General features: G+C 60.7%; 15 protein-coding genes. 5 read left to right on the forward strand and 10 right to left on the reverse strand.

Translation table 11 applies throughout. The features are described 5' to 3' along the window. Positions 1–12: 12 nt before the first annotated feature. Complete coding sequence (locus tag FXO12_RS15900; protein ID WP_014716644.1) at positions 13–903, reverse strand: LysR family transcriptional regulator; 891 nt, start codon at positions 901–903, stop codon at positions 13–15. A gap of 103 nt (positions 904–1,006) precedes the next feature. Here FXO12_RS15900 and FXO12_RS15905 point away from each other — a divergent pair, with 103 nt between their 5' ends. From FXO12_RS15905 to FXO12_RS15920, 4 genes are read left to right on the forward strand one after another with little or no spacing between them, the layout of a single operon-like run. Then, positions 1,007–1,342: a multidrug efflux SMR transporter gene (locus tag FXO12_RS15905; RefSeq protein ID WP_003188013.1), complete on the forward strand. Its 336-nt coding sequence runs from the start codon at positions 1,007–1,009 to the stop codon at positions 1,340–1,342. Positions 1,343–1,397: 55 nt separating this feature from the next. Continuing rightward, positions 1,398–2,573: an FAD-binding oxidoreductase gene (locus FXO12_RS15910; RefSeq protein ID WP_057975429.1), complete on the forward strand. Its 1,176-nt coding sequence runs from the start codon at positions 1,398–1,400 to the stop codon at positions 2,571–2,573. Next, entirely contained in the window at positions 2,570–3,382 is an 813-nt protein-coding gene (locus FXO12_RS15915) for an aldo/keto reductase (RefSeq protein WP_057975428.1), read from the forward strand. Before FXO12_RS15910 ends, FXO12_RS15915 begins: the two co-directional genes overlap by 4 nt. 41 nt (positions 3,383–3,423) lie before the next feature. Further along, on the forward strand, positions 3,424–4,392 hold the full coding sequence (locus FXO12_RS15920; RefSeq protein ID WP_056782735.1) for a hypothetical protein: 969 nt from the start codon (positions 3,424–3,426) through the stop codon (positions 4,390–4,392). Positions 4,393–4,461: 69 nt separating this feature from the next. Here FXO12_RS15920 and FXO12_RS15925 read toward each other — a convergent pair whose 3' ends face one another. The 3 genes from FXO12_RS15925 to msbA all read right to left on the reverse strand — a co-directional run bounded on the left by FXO12_RS15925 (position 4,462) and on the right by msbA (position 8,849). Beyond that, the gene (locus FXO12_RS15925) at positions 4,462–5,397 is read right to left on the reverse strand and encodes an NAD-dependent epimerase/dehydratase family protein (protein ID WP_054896249.1); all 936 of its coding nucleotides are present in this window, start codon (positions 5,395–5,397) and stop codon (positions 4,462–4,464) included. After that, on the reverse strand, positions 5,390–6,814 hold the full coding sequence (hldE, locus tag FXO12_RS15930; RefSeq protein ID WP_054896276.1) for a bifunctional D-glycero-beta-D-manno-heptose-7-phosphate kinase/D-glycero-beta-D-manno-heptose 1-phosphate adenylyltransferase HldE: 1,425 nt from the start codon (positions 6,812–6,814) through the stop codon (positions 5,390–5,392). The genes FXO12_RS15925 and hldE overlap by 8 nt, the downstream gene beginning before the upstream one ends. A 229-nt stretch (positions 6,815–7,043) precedes the next feature. Continuing rightward, complete coding sequence (gene msbA, locus FXO12_RS15935; RefSeq protein ID WP_054918872.1) at positions 7,044–8,849, reverse strand: lipid A export permease/ATP-binding protein MsbA; 1,806 nt, start codon at positions 8,847–8,849, stop codon at positions 7,044–7,046. 158 nt (positions 8,850–9,007) lie between these two features. Between msbA and FXO12_RS15940 the strand changes: the two genes are divergently transcribed. Further along, positions 9,008–10,849 carry a bifunctional O-antigen ligase/aminoglycoside phosphotransferase family protein gene (locus tag FXO12_RS15940; protein ID WP_054896248.1) on the forward strand — a complete coding sequence of 614 codons (1,842 nt, stop codon included), beginning with the start codon at positions 9,008–9,010 and terminating at the stop codon, positions 10,847–10,849. Between the two features lie 48 nt (positions 10,850–10,897). On the opposite strand, the gene FXO12_RS15945 is transcribed toward FXO12_RS15940, so the two are convergent. The 6 genes from FXO12_RS15945 to FXO12_RS15970 form a co-directional block, all read right to left on the reverse strand. Continuing rightward, positions 10,898–11,779 (reverse strand): glycosyltransferase, encoded by an 882-nt coding sequence (locus tag FXO12_RS15945; protein WP_054896247.1) that lies wholly within the window; start codon positions 11,777–11,779, stop codon positions 10,898–10,900. Then, positions 11,776–12,924 (reverse strand): glycosyltransferase family 4 protein, encoded by a 1,149-nt coding sequence (locus FXO12_RS15950; protein WP_057975427.1) that lies wholly within the window; start codon positions 12,922–12,924, stop codon positions 11,776–11,778. Before FXO12_RS15950 ends, FXO12_RS15945 begins: the two co-directional genes overlap by 4 nt. Positions 12,925–13,009: 85 nt before the next feature. Continuing rightward, positions 13,010–14,416 carry a PIG-L family deacetylase gene (locus FXO12_RS15955; RefSeq protein WP_057975426.1) on the reverse strand — a complete coding sequence of 469 codons (1,407 nt, stop codon included), beginning with the start codon at positions 14,414–14,416 and terminating at the stop codon, positions 13,010–13,012. Next, a complete protein-coding gene (locus FXO12_RS15960) occupies positions 14,413–15,309 on the reverse strand; it encodes a GNAT family N-acetyltransferase (protein ID WP_057975425.1) in 897 nt (298 codons plus the stop codon). Before FXO12_RS15960 ends, FXO12_RS15955 begins: the two co-directional genes overlap by 4 nt. Then, positions 15,310–17,067, reverse strand: a complete 1,758-nt coding sequence (locus FXO12_RS15965) for a carbamoyltransferase (protein WP_014716634.1) — start codon at positions 17,065–17,067, stop codon at positions 15,310–15,312. A gap of 119 nt (positions 17,068–17,186) precedes the next feature. Next, on the reverse strand, positions 17,187–17,522 hold the full coding sequence (locus tag FXO12_RS15970; RefSeq protein WP_054896243.1) for a YceK/YidQ family lipoprotein: 336 nt from the start codon (positions 17,520–17,522) through the stop codon (positions 17,187–17,189). Positions 17,523–17,685: the final 163 nt, after the last annotated feature.

Consider the following 17,685-nt stretch of genomic DNA (forward strand, 5'->3'; position numbering starts at 1 on the left):
TTATCGGCTTTTTCAGTCGATCGCCTGCAAGCACTCGGCAAAACGTTTGGCCAAGAAGCGAGCGGCGGGCCCCAGGTGCTCGTCGCGGCGCCACACCAGTTCCACCACCAGGGCGGGCGGGGTCCATTCGCTGGCCAATTCGACCATCTGTTGCTGATAGGTCGGGTATTGCACGATATGCCGAGGCAGCCAGGCCCAGCCCAGGCCACTCATCAGCCATTCGGCCAATACGTAGAAGCTGTCGGCACGCCATACCAAGGGGCTGGCCGCCTCGCTGCCGGGGTAGACGCTGGTCTGGGTCGACATCAGCAACTGCCGAAACTGGGCCAGGTGTTGGCACGTCACGTACTGCTCCTTGGCCAACGGGTGATTGACTCCGCACACCGTGACCATTTCCACACTGCCCACCACCCTTCGCTCCAGGGCTTCGGGAATCTGGTCGTGATAGAACAACAGCCCCAGGTCCGCCTTGCGCTCCACCAGCTTGCGCGCCACATCGCCCTGAGCCGCGCTGGACAACTGCACCTCCAAAAGCGGGTAGTGCACCGCCAGCGCCTCCAGGCTGTCGAGCACAGGCTGGAACAACATCGCCTCATCCTGAGCCAGGCGCAGGCAGGCTTCCTCGCCGCGGGTCAACGACAACGCCCGGCCCGTGAGGCGCTCACACTGGCGCAGCACCTCACGCGCTTCCTCCAGCAACACACTGCCGGCCTCGGTCAGGCGCGGTTGCCGGCCGCTGCTACGTTCGAACAGGACAACGCCCAAGTCCGCCTCCAGCAGGGCAATGCCACTGCTGACCGCCGATTGCGCCTTGCGCTGCCCACGGGCCACGGCAGAAAACGAACGCTGCTCGGCGACGCTGACAAACAGCCGCATCTGCTCCAGATCCCATTGCACGCTCATGGCTCAACCCATCTCAATTCCAGATAGGTAATGACTTTACCCCATCTGGCGAACCTCTAGAATGCCGACCTTATCAAATGCGCATCACGTCGAGGATTGCCCCATGAATGCCGCCTACTACTACTTGGCCATCGCCATCTGCTCGGAAGTGATCGCCACCGTTTCCATGAAAGCCATCAAAGGCTGGAGCACCCCTATCCCGTTGCTGCTGGTGATCGTCGGTTACGGCGTGGCGTTCTGGATGCTGACCCTAGTGGTACGCACCGTGCCGGTCGGCGTGGCATACGCGGTATGGGCCGGGATGGGCATCGTGATGGTCAGCATCGCGGCGTTGTTCATCTATGGGCAGAAGCTGGATGTACCGGCGATGCTGGGGATGGGCCTGATTGTGCTGGGCGTGGTGGTGATTCAGCTGTTCTCGAAAACCGCCGGGCACTGACCGCCACTCAACAGCCTGTATACTGCGCCTCTTGTCTTGAACACTGAGGTCGCCGATGCCATCCGTTATTTCCACCGACGTTCTGATTGTCGGCGCCGGGGTTGCCGGCCTCTGGCTCAATGCGCGCCTGCGCGGCCAGGGGTTTTCCACGGTACTGGTGGAAAGCGCCACCCTGGGCGGCGGGCAAAGCCTGAAGTCCCAGGGGATCATTCACGGCGGTGCGAAATACGCCCTGCATGGCGCCCTCACCGGCGCCTCCGAAGCCATTGCCGATATGCCGCGCCGCTGGCGTGAAGCCCTGGCCGGCAGCGGCGAGCTGGACCTGTCCGGTGTGCGCGTGCTGTCCCAGGCGCATTACTTGTGGTCGCCCGGCACGATTGCCGGCAACCTCACCAGCTTTTTTGCCAGCAAGGCCGTGCGTGGCCGCGTCGATCAGGTCAAGGGCGACGAACTGCCCTTGGCGCTGCAGGACCGTCGCTTCAAAGGCAAGGTCTATCGCCTGGCCGAGCTGGTGGTGGACGTGCCCAGCCTGATCAACCGCCTGGCGCAATTGGCCGGTGACGGTCTGCTTGCTGGTCAGCACATCGAACCGTTGCTGGAGGGTGGCACCCTGGTGGGCTTGAAGGTCGATGGCCGTGAAATCCGCGCCCAACGCATAGTCCTGAGCGCTGGCGGCGGCACGGCAGACTTGCTCGCCGCCCTGGGCCATAGCCAGCCGGCCATGCAAAAACGCCCGCTGCACATGATCATCGCCAAAGGCCCCGGCCTCAAGCCGCTGTACGCCCACTGCCTGGGCGGCGGCACCAAGCCGCGGATCACCGTAACCACCCACCCGGCCGCCGACGGCAACTGGGTGTGGTACATGGGCGGCGATATCGCCGAGGCTGACGGTGTGGCGCGTACGCCGCAAGAACAGATCGCCACCGCGCAAAAAGAGCTGGCGCAACTGCTGCCCTGGATCGACATGAGCCAGACTCAGTGGGCCACCCTGCGGGTGGATCGCGCCGAGCCGCTGCAATCGGGGCTGAGCCGTCCCGATAACGCGTTCCTTGCCGAAGACGGCCGTCTGCTGGTGGGCTGGCCCACCAAACTGGCCCTGGCGCCGGACTTCGCCGACCGCGTACTCCACGCCCTGGAGCGCGACGGCATACGCCCCAGCGCCAGCGCCCCTCTGCCCGAACTGCCAACCCCGGCAATCGGCCAACCCGCCTGGGAGCAACTGTTGCCATGAGCCTGCCAACCCTGCACGACCTGCATCGCCCCCTGGGCAGCACCGGCCTGCTGGTGTCGCCCCTCGGCCTGGGCACCGTCAAGTTGGGCCGCGACCAAGGGGTGAAATATCCCAACGGCTTTCAGATCCCTGGCGACGACGACGCCCGCATGTTGTTGCGCCAGGCCCGCGAGCTGGGCATCAACCTGATCGACACCGCGCCGGCCTACGGCATGAGCGAAGAGCGCCTGGGGCCGCTGCTGCGTGACCAGCGCAAGGACTGGGTAATCGTCAGCAAGGTTGGCGAAGAGTTTGCCAATGGCGTGTCCCACCACGATTTCAGCGCGGCCCATACGCGAATGTCGATTGAACGCAGCCTGAAACGACTTGAAACGGATTTTATCGACCTGGTGCTGGTGCACTCCGACGGCAACGACTTGCATATCCTCAATGATTGCGAGGTTTACCAGACCCTGGCGCAGCTGAAGAAAGACGGCAAGATCCGCGGTTTCGGCTTCTCCGGCAAAACCGTCGAAGGCGGGGTGAAAGCGCTGGAGCAGGGCGACTGTGCGATGGTCACCTACAACCTCAACGAACAGGCTGAGAAGGCCGTGATCGACTATGCGGCCGCCCACGGCAAGGGCATCCTGGTGAAAAAGGCGCTGGCCAGCGGCCACGTATGCCTGGAACCGGGAATGGATCCAATTCAGGCCAGTTTCACCTCGTTGTTCGCGCAAACGGGCGTCGCCAGTGCTATTGTCGGGACCATTAATCCGCTGCACCTGGCCCATAACGTAGCAACTGCTGCCCGGGTCATTCGTCAACTCTGATGCCGCCCACGCGGCCGACCCCGTCGCAAGAAGGAGCCGACATGCCGCGTACGCTCATAAGAAAGAACCCCAGCAACTTCAAGACACTGCCGCTGCACGTCGAAGCCACCCCCGAAGGCCTGAGCTACCAGAGCGTCGGCATGCCGCTCAACTTCGCCCAGACCCTGCAACGGCGCAAGCCGGTCGAGGTACCAGATGCCGAACGCTTCGCCCTGGAACTGGCGAACCTCGGCGTCTCGGTACGCCTGACCCTGCACTGGCAAAACAAGGACTACTGGGTGCTGGTGCGCCAACGCCGCCAGGACCGTGGCGATGTGGTGCTCAAGCTGATCTCCGGCTACGTCCCGGCCCATGAACTGAACCTGCCGCTGCACACCGCCATCCAGGAAATTGCCGAAGAGTGTCTGCTCGAAACCCCAGAAGGCTGGCTCGGCGGGCGCTTCAACGACACCTGGCTGCCGGCGCCCTACTCCGCCGCCCTGCATTACCGCGAGGCCCTACCGTTTCGGCTCAGCCCCTTGTCCGGCGCCGCACGCCCGGTACGCTGCGCCACCATGCAACTGATCGAGCGCCCACGGGCCTATGTGCACCTGCCGACCGCCTCGCTGCAATTGATTTATGACCTGCGCCTGGAAGTGCCGAAGGAAGCCAAGTCCCTCAGCTTGTTTCATGTGGATGAGCGTTTGGAGGGTGACCAACTGGTGGCGCGCCTGGACCGTCAGCGCCCGGACTTGTACTTGATGCCGCTCAAAGATGGCGAGCCACTGGCAGAGTTGTACACGGTCAAGAAAGACCAACTGTACCCGGCCAGCACGCGCGGCCTCTATCTGGCGGAAAGTTTTGCCCAGCAAGAAGGCTGGCTGGTGCGCGATGAGCGGATTCGCTGGAAGGATTGGCTCAGGCAGCAGGGCCTGGCAGAACCGGAAAAAGACTCCAAGCTCAAGCGCTTGACCGGCAAGGCACGGCAGATGCTGCGCAAGATCGTGCCGAAGAAAAAAGTCAGAAGCTGATGCGTTAACCCTTTCATTGAGGCGCGAGGCGGACGGTTTTGTCCACCTCGACTCATGCAGGTCCAGCAGTCAGCCGTTCAACAGCTGCTCCAGCCCCACTTTCAACGGGGTAGGCTCGGGCGGCGTGAAACTGGCCAATAACCTTTGGTTGTTCGCCCTGGAGTGCCGAATATCGCCAGAGCGCGCCAGTTCATACGTCACAGCAGGAAGCGAGCCGAGTGCCTCTTCCAACGCCCGCAGAACCTGCCTCAGGGTGGTGGTACGGTTCCAACCGACATTAATAGCACCCAAGGGTGCATCTGGCACCTCAACGGCCTGTACCAGCAGATCAACCAAATCTCCCACATACATGAAATCGCGGGTCTGCTCACCATCGCCGAACACGGCGATAGGCAAGCCGCGCTGAGCACGCTCGCTAAAGATGCTGATCACGCCAGAGTATGGCGATGACGGATCCTGACGGGGTCCGAAAATATTGAAGAAGCGGAAAATCACCGGTTCCAGGCCATGCTGGCGACGGTAGAAATCAAAATAATATTCGCCAGCCAACTTGTCTGACGCATAGGGCGTCAATGGAGCTTTAGCCGTCTCCTCGTCAATCGAAGCACCTTCACCATTGTTGCCATATACAGCTGCACTGGAGGCATATACCACACGCTTCACGCCAGCCTTGCGCATAGCCTCGCAGAGATTCAAGGTGCCGACGAAATTGCTCTGATGAGTGCCGACGGGATCATCCACCGATGCTTGAACAGAGGCTACTGCCGCCAAGTGCACCACCGCCGTCATACCAACAACGGCTCGCGCCACCTCTTCAGCATTGGCGACGTCACCTTCAAGTAATTCGAATCGCTCGTTATCAAGCGGCAAATTGCTTCGCTTACCGGTGGAGAGGTTATCCAGCACACGGACCCAATAGCCTCCAGCAAGTAGCGCATCGACCAAATGCGAGCCGATGAACCCAGCCCCGCCAGTGATCAGAATCCATTTTTTAGTATCAATCATTATTACGGATCTTCTCCACGATTGCGGTGGTTGAACTGTTTTCCACTAGACCCAACACTTTGACCGTGCCGCCATACGCACTGACGATGTCCGCACCGACTACCTGATCGACAGTGTAGTCACCACCCTTGACCAGCACGTCGGGCTTGACCTGGGCCAACAGGTTTTCCGGGGTGCCTTCGGAGAAGCTGATCACCCAGTCCACCGCGCCCAGGCCCGCGAGTACCGCCATGCGCCGGTCAACACTGTTGATCGGGCGGCCAGGACCTTTCAAGCGGCTGACCGAAGCGTCATCGTTGACCGCAACGATCAAGCGATCGCCTTGGGCGCTTGCCTGCTCCAGGTACGTCACATGCCCGGCGTGCAGGATGTCAAAGCAGCCGTTGGTGAACACAATGCTTTCGTTGTGAGCTCGAGCATCGTCAATTGCCAGCAGCAACTGCTCCAGGCCCAGCACACCGCGCTCCGAGCCTTCGGAACGCTGGATCGCACGGCGCAACTCAGGTGCGCTGATGGCTGCAGTACCCAGCTTGCCCACCACAATGCCCGCGGCCAGGTTAGCCAAGGCCACGGCGTGGGGCAGTTCCTCGCCAGCCGCGATAGACGCAGCCAGAGTAGAGATTACCGTGTCACCGGCGCCCGTAACGTCAAACACTTCACGGGCACGCGCCGGCAGGTGCATCGCCGGGTGACCCGGACGCAACAGGGTCATACCGTGCTCGCCACGGGTCACCAGCAAGGCGCCCAGGTCGAGATCGGCCATCAGCGCCGCGCCCTTGCTCACCAGTTCGTGCTCATCAGCGCAACCGCCGACGATGGTTTCGAACTCACTGAGGTTGGGCGTGAGCAGGCTGGCGCCTCGGTAAACCGAGAAGTCCTTGCCCTTGGGATCGGCCAACACCGGAATGTTGCGAGCCTTGGCGGCCTGGATCAACACCTGGTGATTCTGCAAGGCGCCTTTGCCGTAGTCGGACAACACCAGCACCTTGATACCGTCGAGCAGCGCGTCGACCTGGTCGCCGAGGGCCAGGGCGTCGGTGGCGAAGGGTTCTTCGAAATCGATACGCAGCAACTGCTGGTGACGGCTCATGACCCGCAGCTTGACGATCGTCGGCTGATGGGCGATGCGCTGGAACAACGCATGCACGCCGGCACCCTGCAGGCTGTTGGCCAGACTTTCGGCCGCTTCGTCGTCGCCGGTCACCCCCACCAGGCAGGCCGGGGCGCCGAGGGCGGCAATATTGAGCGCGACGTTGGCAGCGCCACCTGGGCGGTCTTCGATTTGCTCGACCTTGACGACCGGTACCGGAGCCTCAGGGGAAATCCGTGAGGTACCACCATGCCAGTAACGGTCGAGCATGACATCGCCGACCACCAAGACAGCGGCTTGATTGAATCGCGGCATGGACAACTTCATGGAGCAACCCACATACAAAATGAACAGGGGCGCGATATTAGCACAGGGTTTGCGATGGCTTGCGACCACCGCAGGGCAAATGTGGGAGGGGATTTGCTCTCTGTAGGAGCGAGCTTGCTCGCGAAAAACTCACAGACGCCGCGTTTATTCAGGAAGCGCGGTTTATCGTTGAGGTTTTTCGCGAGCGAGCTCGCTCCTACATTTCCTTTACACCGTGATGCCGGTTGGATCAGGTGATATCAGCCTGCACCGGTGCATCCAGACCCATGGCATGCAGGCGGGCGTAGTAACCGTTCTGCGCCAACAACTCGCCATGGGTACCACGCTCGACAATCCGCCCGTCGTCCATCACCAGGATCAGGTCAGCCTTCTCGATGGTGGACAAACGGTGCGCGATCACCAGGGTCGTGCGGCCTTGCATGACCTTATCGAGTGCCGCCTGGATATGCCGCTCGGACTCGGTATCGAGGGCCGAGGTGGCCTCGTCGAGGATCAGCAACGGCGCGTTCTTGAGCAATGCACGGGCAATCGCCAAGCGCTGGCGCTGGCCGCCGGACAACAGCACACCGTTCTCACCCACCTGGGTATCGAAGCCCTTGGGCAACTGATCGATGAAGTCCTTCGCATTGGCATCCGCTGCCGCCGCTTCCACATCGGCACGAGGTGCACCGGCCAGGTCGCCGTAGGCGATGTTGTTGGTCACAGTGTCGCTGAACAGGGTCACATGCTGGGTGACCTGGGCAATGTGTTTGCGCAGGTTGAGCAACTTGTAGTCTTCAATCTCGATGCCATCGAGCAGGATTTCACCGCTTTCATGATGGTAAAAGCGCGGGATCAGGCTGGCCAGGGTCGACTTGCCACTGCCCGAGCGCCCCACCAGCGCAATCATCTGCCCAGGCTCGGCGGTGAAGCTGATGTCCTTGAGCACATGGCGATCGGTGCCAGGGTAGGTGAAGTTCAGGTGACGAACTTCCAGGCGACCGCTGACCTTGTCGCGTTCGAGAGTGCCGTGGTCGACCTCCACGTCTTCGTCCAGCTGTTCGAAGATACTTTCGGCGCCCGCCACACCTTTCTGAATAGTCGAGCTGACCTCCGAGAGCTGGCGGATCGGCTTGGGCAACAAGCCCGCCAGAGTGATGTAGGCCACCATGTCACCCGCCGAGGCGTCGCCACGCAGGTACAGCACCAGGAACATCAGCACGGCCATGGCGGAGTAGATCACCAATTGCAGCGCCGGGGTGTAGATCGCCCCGGTGCGGGTCATGCGCAGTTGCTTGTTGGTGTTGCTCTGGCTGGCCTTGAAAAAGCGCTTCTGTTCGTAGATTTCACCGCCGAAGCTGCGCACCACGCGGTAGCCCTGGATGGTCTCCGAGGCCACGTGGGTCACGTCGCCCATGGCCACCTGGATCTTCTTGCTCTGCTTACGGAATTTCTTGCTGGCGGTACTGACCATCACGGCAATCAACGGCAGGATCGCGATCATTACCAATGTGAGGCGCCAGTTCATGTACAGCAAGGAGGCGAACAGGAAGATCACCGTCATGCCTTCGCGGATCACCACCTTGATGGCATCGGTCGCGGCCCCCGTGACCATGGTCACATTGAAGGTGATGCGGGAAATCAGATGCCCGGAGTTGTGATTATCGAAGTAGCGGTTGGGCAGCGTCAGCAGGTTGTTGAACAGTTGCACCCGCAAGTCGTGGACCAGACCCAGGGAGACCTTGGCCAACAGGTAGTTGCCCAGGAACGAACCAAGGCCCTGCCAGGCCGCGATCAGGATGATCAGCAGCGGCACTGCCTGCAGCAATTGCAGGTCGCGCAAAAAGGGCACGGTCGGGAACAGCACAGCTTCCGGATTGGAGAGACCGTCGACAAAGTACTTGAGGATGTAACCCAGCATCGGTTGGGTCGACGCGAAAATCAGAAATCCAAGGATACTCAACGCGAACAAGCCCATATAGGGCTTAACGTAACTGAGCAGGCGGAAGTATATTTTCAAGCTCGAAGGGCTTGCGCTCGGACTGGAGTCGGTCATATCACGCGGCGTTTTGAAAAAGGAGGCTGACTTTAGCACAGCTTCTCTGTTGTACTTGCACCCGGCGTAAGCCGCGGCCCGGTTGGATCCTACCGGCGACATTACTTAGCCACTAGCTTAAGATGGTTGGCTTTCTATTTCTGGAATGGCTCTACTGTATGCACTCCAAGCGCCTTATCTATGGCTCAAATCGCGTTTTCGACTTCCTGGTCCTGTGGATTTTACCTGTTGGCTTGTTGCTGCTCCTGAGTGCACTGTTCTTCGTCGGCAATCGTAATGTACTGCATCGGATCGTATACATCCTGTTCAGCGTACCGACCTTGTTTCTGCTGCTCATGCGTCCCCGGGAACTCAAGGATCTGTTAAGAGAGCCCCTGGCTATTGCGTTTCTATCCTTCTCCGTTTGGGCTCTGACCAGCCTGCTCTGGAGCCCTGAGCCCAGTTCCGATACCGACCTGTTCAAGCGGCCGCTGAACACCTTCATGCTGTTTGGTGGCTGTGGCCTCCTGCTGCATTATCGCAATGAGCTGTTCAAGCCTATCTTCTTTAGCGCTGCTATCATTGCGCTGGTGGTGAGTCTGGGTAACGTTGTGGCGTTTGCAAAAGTCTTTCAGCCCGGCATGCGCATGATCGGTGGCCTTGGCGCCCTAGATAACCCGCTGCTCAGCTCGCACCTTTTTGGCTTTTTCACTGTGTATTGGCTGTACGTCTGCATGACCACCCAGCGCCTGAAGGTGTTGTGGTTCAGCGTACCAGCGCTGGCAATCATGACTGCGGCCGTGCTGGCAACCGGCTCACGTACGCCTTTGGTGGCGTTGACGCTGTCCATCCTGTGGATGAGTTTTGTCAGCCGCAACCGTCGCTCGGCTTTACTTCTCAGCGGCATGGTCCTGGGTGCTGCCGCGCTCCTGTTGCTATACCCCGAATCGATTACTGAACGAGGCAGCTCATTCCGCCTGGAACTGTGGAGCATGTCGTTGCGGCTTATCTCCGAACATCCGTGGATCGGTCATAGTTACGACTCCGAGCTGTTTCTGACTCTGCCAGATGGAGACCAACTGCGCGAACCTCACAGCTTTGCCCTCGGGGTGCTCTACTACGTCGGTATCATTGGTTTTATCCCGTGGATATTCATGCTCGGTTGGGGCCTGTACAAAGGCCTGCAGCAACGCGCCCAGCCGCTGTTCATCCTGGCTTCGTCACTGCTGGCCTACGGCATCGGTGCGGGCCTGACCGAAGGCGGCGGCATTCTGTCGCGCCCTAAGGAGCACTGGTTCCTGCTGTGGATTCCGTTGGCAATTATCACCGGCCTGAGCATCGCCCAGCGCCATCGCAGCCTGCTGCGCATGCCGGTGCAGAACCTCAAGCCCGCAGCGTTTGAACAACTTTGCAGCAACGCCCACGTGATTGAGGCCGATGGCCTGGGTCCCAAAGTCCTGCGCCTGGAGGACGGCAGTTTCCTCAAGCTGTTCCGCCCACGCCGCTGGTACACCTCCGGCAGCTTCAACCCGTACTCCGAGCGCTTTGCCAGCAACAGCGAGCAACTGCGCACCCTGGGCATTCCTACCCCGCACATCCTCGGGCTCTACCGCCTGAGCGACGCCAGCAGCGCGGTGCGCTACACGCCGTTGCCCGGCCTGACGTTGCGCCAAGCGCTGCAAAGCCTGGACAGCAGCCTGCGTGAATCACTGGTTGAGCGCTTTGGACGGTTCATGGCGCAACTGCACGAGCGCGGCGTGTACTTCCGTTCGCTGCACTTGGGTAACGTGTTGTTGATGGACGACGGTGAGTTCGCCCTGATCGACGTGGCTGACCTGCGCATCTACCCGTCTTCACTGCGTTACGCCTTGCGCCAACGCAACCTGCGCCACATGCAACGTTATCCTCAGGATCGCAACTGGCTGTTCGAAACGCACTTCGAACAATTGGTCAAAGGTTACGCCTCGGAGGCGAGCCCAGCGGCCACTGCGAAAATCCGCGAGCAGGTCCAGAGCCTGTAAACACCTGTAGGAGCGAGCTTGCTCGCTCCTACAGGTGGCGGCGTCGGTTCAGTTCTTGAGCGGCGCCAGATACAACCGCACTAGCCCGCGCAAGGTCTTGCGCCCCCAGAACTTCAAAGGGATCTGCTTGAGCACCTCCCGCGCCAACGGGCGGTCGCGGTCGGCGGTCTTGAGAAACATCGAGTTCAGGAAGTTGTAGCGAACCGCGTCATAGGCCGGGTGCTCGCTGAACTTGGCGTAGGTCTTGAGGATGTTCTGGATCATGTAGCGGTGGTTCTTGTACGTGTTGCTGGCGTGCTGGCGATACTTGGCCATCACCACGTCAAGGGCGTCGATGGTGTAGCCCGCCGCCGTGATCTTCAGTTGGATCAGCAAGTCTTCCAGGGGAATCTGCGGGTCGAAACCACCGACCTCCTCCAGCACTTCGCGACGAATCAGCATGGTCGGCGCCGGTGGAAACGGCTTGCGGTCCAGGAACAGGTCATCGAAGTCCAGACGTCGAAACGGCACGTCGCGACGCTGTTTCTTCTCCGGGTGCAGGTTGCCATCCCCGTCGATCAGCTCGATATTGCCAGCACACATGCCCACCTTCGGCTTGCCGTCCATATACGCCACCTGGGTGGCAATACGGTCCGGCAACATGATGTCATCCGAGCCGAACGGTGCGATGAGGCTACCCTTGGCGCGAGCAATCGCACCGTTCAAGGTCGCGCTGAGCCCTTGGTTCTGCTGCACCTGGAAATCAAAGCCGTGCTCGGCCTGCAAGCGCTGGATGCGTTCGACGCTGTCATCCTTGGAGCCGTCGTCGACTACCAACAGCTCGATATTGGGGTAGGTCTGCCCCAGCACGCTAAGAATGCTTTGCTCGATGTACTGGCCATGGTTGTAGGAAGCGATGATCACCGAGACCAGAGGTTGTGGCTGATTCATGCTCTACCTACTTCACGCAAACCGGTTTCAATCAGGGTCAGGTACTTGTGCTTGAACTCATCGAGGGTGTGGTTGGCCTCCAGATAGCGGAACACCTCCTCACCCTTGGCGCGCAATTGTTCATCGCTCATGGCCAGGTAAGTGTCCAGGGCCGCAGCCAATTGTTCGACGTTGCCCGGATCATGGGACAAGCCGCCCGCGCCCTGCACCAGTGGCAGCATCGCCGGGCCGTTGGAGGCAATCACCGGCAGATGGCCGCTCATGCCTTCCAGCAAGGCCAGGCCCAGACCTTCGAACAGCGACGGCATGGTCCAGATATCGAAGCCACGCACGTACTTCATGCCGTCTTCGCGAAAGCCCAGCAAGTGCGCACGGCCGGTCAGGCCCAGGCGCTCGATGTCGGCACGCAGGTCGGCTTCGGCACGGCCGGAACCAATAATCCCCACCTGCGCCTCAGGGTATTTGTCCTTGAGCGTGGCGAAGGCTTGCAGCAGGTGGGTATGGCCCTTGATCGGCACGAGGCGGCCCAGGGCGCCGATCATCCGTGCATCCGTTGGCAGGCCCAGGGCCTTGCGCGCGTCCTCACGAGACAGCTGCAAAGCCTCGGCCTGGGGAATGTCGATAGCGTTGGTGACGTAGGTGGTGTTCTCACGGGTGAAGCCGCAGTTGAGGTCTACCAGGTAGTCCTTGACCGCTTCGGACACCCCGACAAAGCGCCACGCCGGGCTGACCCAGCGCTGGGTCTGACGCCGACGGTAACCACGGGCGTACTCGCCAAAGCCGTGGGAGATGCCGATGCACAGCGGGATCTTCAACCAGCGGTTGAGCGACAGCATCATGTTCACCGACTTGAAGCGGTTACAGATGACCACGTCGAACTTCTGCTCGCGGCAGTACTTGTAGATCTGCCACATGGCGCCAAAGCGAATGCCCTTGAGGGACTTTTCCGGCAGCTCGAAATAATGGGAGTGCTCGGCCACGCTCAGGGGCTGGCCGGGCAGCGGGCGCCCACTGAGAAATCCGGAGGTCACCTCGAAGCGCTCAGCCGGCAGGGATTTGACGATTTGCTCACCCAAGTCCGCGAAGTCATGGGTCTTGACGTTGTAGTCCGGCTGTAACTGCAAAACCTTGAAACGAGGCTTCATAACTCTCCATGCAGCGATCTGGCTACGGGCACGCAGCCCGGTAAAAAGGGCGACAGGCGCATAACGGCCTGCCTTCAATCGGCTCTCAGTCCTGCTTCAGGACCCACAACAGCTCGTGACGGCGCACGGCCTTGCGGAAGAATTCGTTCTCGCCATAGGGCGATGGACTACGGCCCGCCAGCAGTTGCTGCAACCACCTACGCACCCGACGCTTGAACGGCGCTGGCGGCTGCAGGTCGTGCATCATGCCCAGGGCCATGGCCTTGTCCTGCTGCTGGCTCAAGGCGAGGGCGAAACTGCACGGCACCAGTTCCACAGCACCATCGAAACGTGGCGGAAGCGCCACGCCAGCGCCGGAATCGCCCATGGGCCAGCGGTCGTTATCATGCAGGTGATTGGCGTAGCCGAGCAATGTGTCGGGCTGCCACTCCAGGCCCTGCAAGGCTTCCAGCACTGCCGCGTGGGCGCAGATATGGTCGGCGTGAGGGTCCAGCAACGGCGTGGGCAAGACGATGACCTGGGGTTGCGCCTTGAGCAGCAGCGCCCGCAGGTCGGCGATCAGGTTATGCCAGGTCGGCGCGCCATCAGCATCGCCAGGCAGGGCAAAACCATTGAACTGGCGAAACAGCCGCGTATCGGCCAAATCGGCTTCGCGGGAGGCTTGAGGCTGATCTGGCGCGGCCTGCATGGCTTGCAACTGCATGCAGAAGTACCCCAACTGCACGCACTGCGCCTCGGGCACGCCCGCCCAGCGGGGCACGGCGACGCTGTCCCACGCTCGCAAACGGCCCTTGAGGCGCGCAGCTTCAGCCTTGGGCAGGCCCATGTGCTGATAATGCTCGGCTTCGATTTCACCGGCCGTCAGCGTGACGATCCAGCTTTCAGTCGCCTGGCTGTAAAGGCTGAATGCAGCCAGCTCGGCATCGTCGGCATGGGGCGCGATCACCATCACACGTTGCTGGCGATAGTCCGGCTGGCGAAAGCGCCACAGCGTCGGCTGCCCCTTGATCCGGCAAAAACGCCCGCGCAATTCGAGCTTGCCCGCGGCCAAGGCTTCGGCGGCGCCGGTCAGGTTCAGATAACGCCGCCCAGCGACGCCGCGTTCGAAGGCTTGCCGGTCCGGGCTTTGCAGGCCCAACAGGTCCACCGCAGGATCGAAGAAACGCCCCAGCCAGGTACTTTTCAACTCAACGCCGACGATCAGGGTTTCATCCGCCGCCAACGGCGTATCCAGCAGCAGCCGGCCCGCCTCCAGGCGCAAGCCGGGCTGTTCGCTGCCAGCCGGGAAGGCATACTCATAGCTGTCTTTGGGCGAGTAAAACAGGTGATCGGCAAACCAGGCTTCATGGGCGGCCCACAGCAGCCCTGCAAGGATCAGCGGCAACCACCAGGCGACCAGTACGCCGGTGGCGACCAACACCAGCACGCCGATCAATAGCGCAATACGTTTGTTACGCCGATGGCGCTTGAGCAGTTGCTGTTTACGGCTCATATGCTGAACACCGGCACCGGGTTGCACCAGCGCTCCTTGTATTCACGGTCGGAACGCCCGAAGGAGAAGCGCAGCGACTTGTTCGCCGCCCGCGCCTGCTCCCAGGCACTTTGGGTATTGAGAAAACTCAGCACGCTGCCGGGGCTGAATGCACGGGTTTCAGGGTCGACGCCGCCATTGACATACTCGGCACTGAACCACTCGTTGGACTGCACCTGATACACCAATTGCACTGCAATCGGCGCGTCGTTCAGAAACAGCACCGAGCCGAACAGGAATTCCTTGAGCAACTCCAGCACCTCGGCCAGACGCGCCGCGCCCGCCGCCGGGAAGCCCCAACGACGCTGGAACAGGTCGCAATAGATCGCCGCCAGTTCTACGCTGGAAAACTCACTGACCGCCCTTACCAAGCCGCCCGCCTCTTCCAACAGGCGCAGTTCACGCCGCTGGTTGTAGCGAAACTTCTTCGACAGGTCTTCGGGAGTACGCGCCATGGCCAATTGCTCGGCCTGGGGCTTGAGGGTGCTCACGCGCCCTTGATTGAGCGTCGACAGGTAGCGCGCACGATGACGCAACGGCAGCTGCGCATCGGCAGCAATCGGCAGGATGATCTCGGCGTTGCCCAGGTCAAACAGGCCTTTCTTGCCGCTGCGCTTGAGCACATCCTTGGACAGCGCCAGGTCGCGTCCCCAGGTGGCGATTGCCCCCTTGAGTTCACCACCGTGCTCCCAGCCCAGGTAGCGCACAGGTATCTGCGCCAGCCCGGCCAACCGCTCAATCACCTGGGGATGGGTCGCCACACTGCCGCCGTAACGCTGCCAGGCCTGGGCGTAAACCTCGGCCTCGACAGGCGCCCAGCCACGTTCACGCCAGCCCTGGAAGCGGTTCAGCATTTAAACCACGGCGTCATAAGGGTCCACGCCGTCCTTGACCACCAGGATGTCTTCCATGATCAGGTACTGCAGGTCCGAGCCGAAGAACATGTTCAGCGCGTCGGTCGGCGAGCAGATCATCGCTTCGCCACGACGGTTGAGCGAGGTGTTCAGGGACACGCCGTTACCGGTCAGCACTTCCAGCTCTTTCATCATGTCGTAGTAGCGCGGGTTGTACTCGCGCTTGAGCACCTGGGCGCGGGAAGTACCGTCTTCGTGCACCACTTCCGGTACACGGGTCTTCCACTCTTCGGCGACTTCGAAGGTGAAGGTCATGAACGGCGCCGGATGATCGACCTTGATCATCTGTGGGGCCACGGTGTCGAGCATCGACGGGCAGAAAGGCCTCCAACGCTCGCGGAACTTGATCTGGTGGTTGATGCGATCCGCCACGCCGGTCGCACTCGGGCAACCGATGATCGAACGACCGCCCAAGGCACGCGGGCCAAACTCCATGCGGCCCTGGAACCAGGCTACCGGATTGCCGTCGACCATGATCTTGGCAATGCGCTTGGGCATGTTCTCGATCTTGCGCCAGTTCGGCTTGCTCTCGTGCTTGGCGCACGCGGCGATCACGTCTTCGTTGCTGTAGGACGGGCCGAGGTAGACGTGTTCCATCTTCTCGACCGGTACGCCACGAGCATGGGACACGTAGGCCGCCGCACCGACGGCGGTGCCGGCATCGCCGGAAGCCGGCTGTACGAACAGCTCTTTGACGTCGTCACGGGCAATGATTTTCTGGTTCAGCTTGACGTTCAGCGCACAGCCGCCGGCGAAGGCCAGCTTGCCGGTGTCCTTGAGGATGTCGCCCAGGTAGTGGTCGATCATCTGCAAGGCCAGTTTTTCGAACAGCGCCTGCATGCTGGCTGCATAGTGGATGTACGGTTCGTCGGCGATGTCGCCTTCGCGTTTCGGCCCCAGCCACTCGATCAGTTTTGGCGAGAAGTAGAAACCCTTGCCCTTCTCTTTGTAGCGGCGCAGGCCGATGACGTTGGCGTAGTCGGTGTTGATCACCAGTTCGCCGTTTTCAAAGGAGGCCAGGCGCGAGAAGTCGTATTTGCTGGCATCGCCGTACGGCGCCATGCCCATGACCTTGAACTCACCGTCGAGCATTTCGAAACCGAGGAACTCGGTGATTGCGCCGTACAGGCCGCCGAGGGAGTCCGGATCGTAGAATTCCTTGATCTTGTGGATCTTGCCGTTTTCGCCGTAACCAAAGAAGGTAGTGGCGTACTCGCCCTTGCCGTCAATCCCCAGGATCGCGGTTTTTTCCTGGAAGCCCGAGCAGTGGTAGGCGCTGGATGCGTGAGCCAGGTGGTGTTCTACCGGTTCAATCTTGATTTTCTTCGGATCGAAGCCCAGTTGCTCCAGGCACCAGACGATCTTGTTGCGATAGCGCTTGTAGCGACGGTTGCCCATCAGGATCGCGTCAAGGGCGCGGTCCGGGGCGTACCAGTAACGCTTGGCGTAGTGCCAGCGCGCCTCGCCGAACAGGCTGATCGGGGCGAACGGGATCGCCACCACGTCAACGTCCGAAGGCTTGATGCCAGCCTGCTCCAGGCAGAACTTCGCCGACTCGTAGGGCATGCGGTTCTTTGCATGTTTGTCGCGTACGAAGCGCTCTTCTTCGGCGGCCGCAATCAGCTTGCCGTCGATATACAGGGCTGCGGAAGGATCATGGCTAAGGGCGCCGGACAGGCCAAGAATCGTCAATGCCACTGGGGTCTAGCCTCTTTTAGTCTGCATGCAGGCGCATCGCGCCTGAAAAAAGTGTGTTTCCCGCCGGGGCGGGAAACAGCTAAAGGGCGGGATTATAGCTTAAAAGCAGTAGGAAGCTGTTAGCGCAGCTCGATGCTGCCGTCCGCGCTTTGGCGGTAGATCGTGTAGGGCAGGACGAGCGTGTCCAGGACAGCAGAAACGGGCACATCAAGAATGCCCCAGGGAATACCATTCAGCGAGAGATCACTTGCGGAGTTCGGCGGTCCATGCAAGACACACAAGTCATAAACCACGCCGCTATAAACACGCGGAACAGAGTTGCAGTACGTTTTCTTCCTCTTGAGGTTCAGAACAGTGACGTCATCGCCACGCAGTACCGTGGTCGTAGTGCCGCAGCCGCCCATGAGCAACGATATTCCCAGCAATACCAGCAACCTCAGAATAGGAGTCCGCATAGTTGATTCTTCTTGTTTGTTAATAAAGACCGAAAACCTAACACCACAGAACCAAGGCTTCAGGCTTACGCAGTCGACGCTAAGCGTAGGATGCATCCCATTGCGCCCAGCGGTAAGGATTTCGGCAAATCAGAGGGCGAGTCGTTAAACTTGTAACATTTTC

It is taken from the genome of Pseudomonas sp. J380, assembly GCF_009827115.1.
Taxonomy (GTDB): Bacteria; Pseudomonadota; Gammaproteobacteria; order Pseudomonadales; family Pseudomonadaceae; genus Aquipseudomonas; species Aquipseudomonas paracarnis.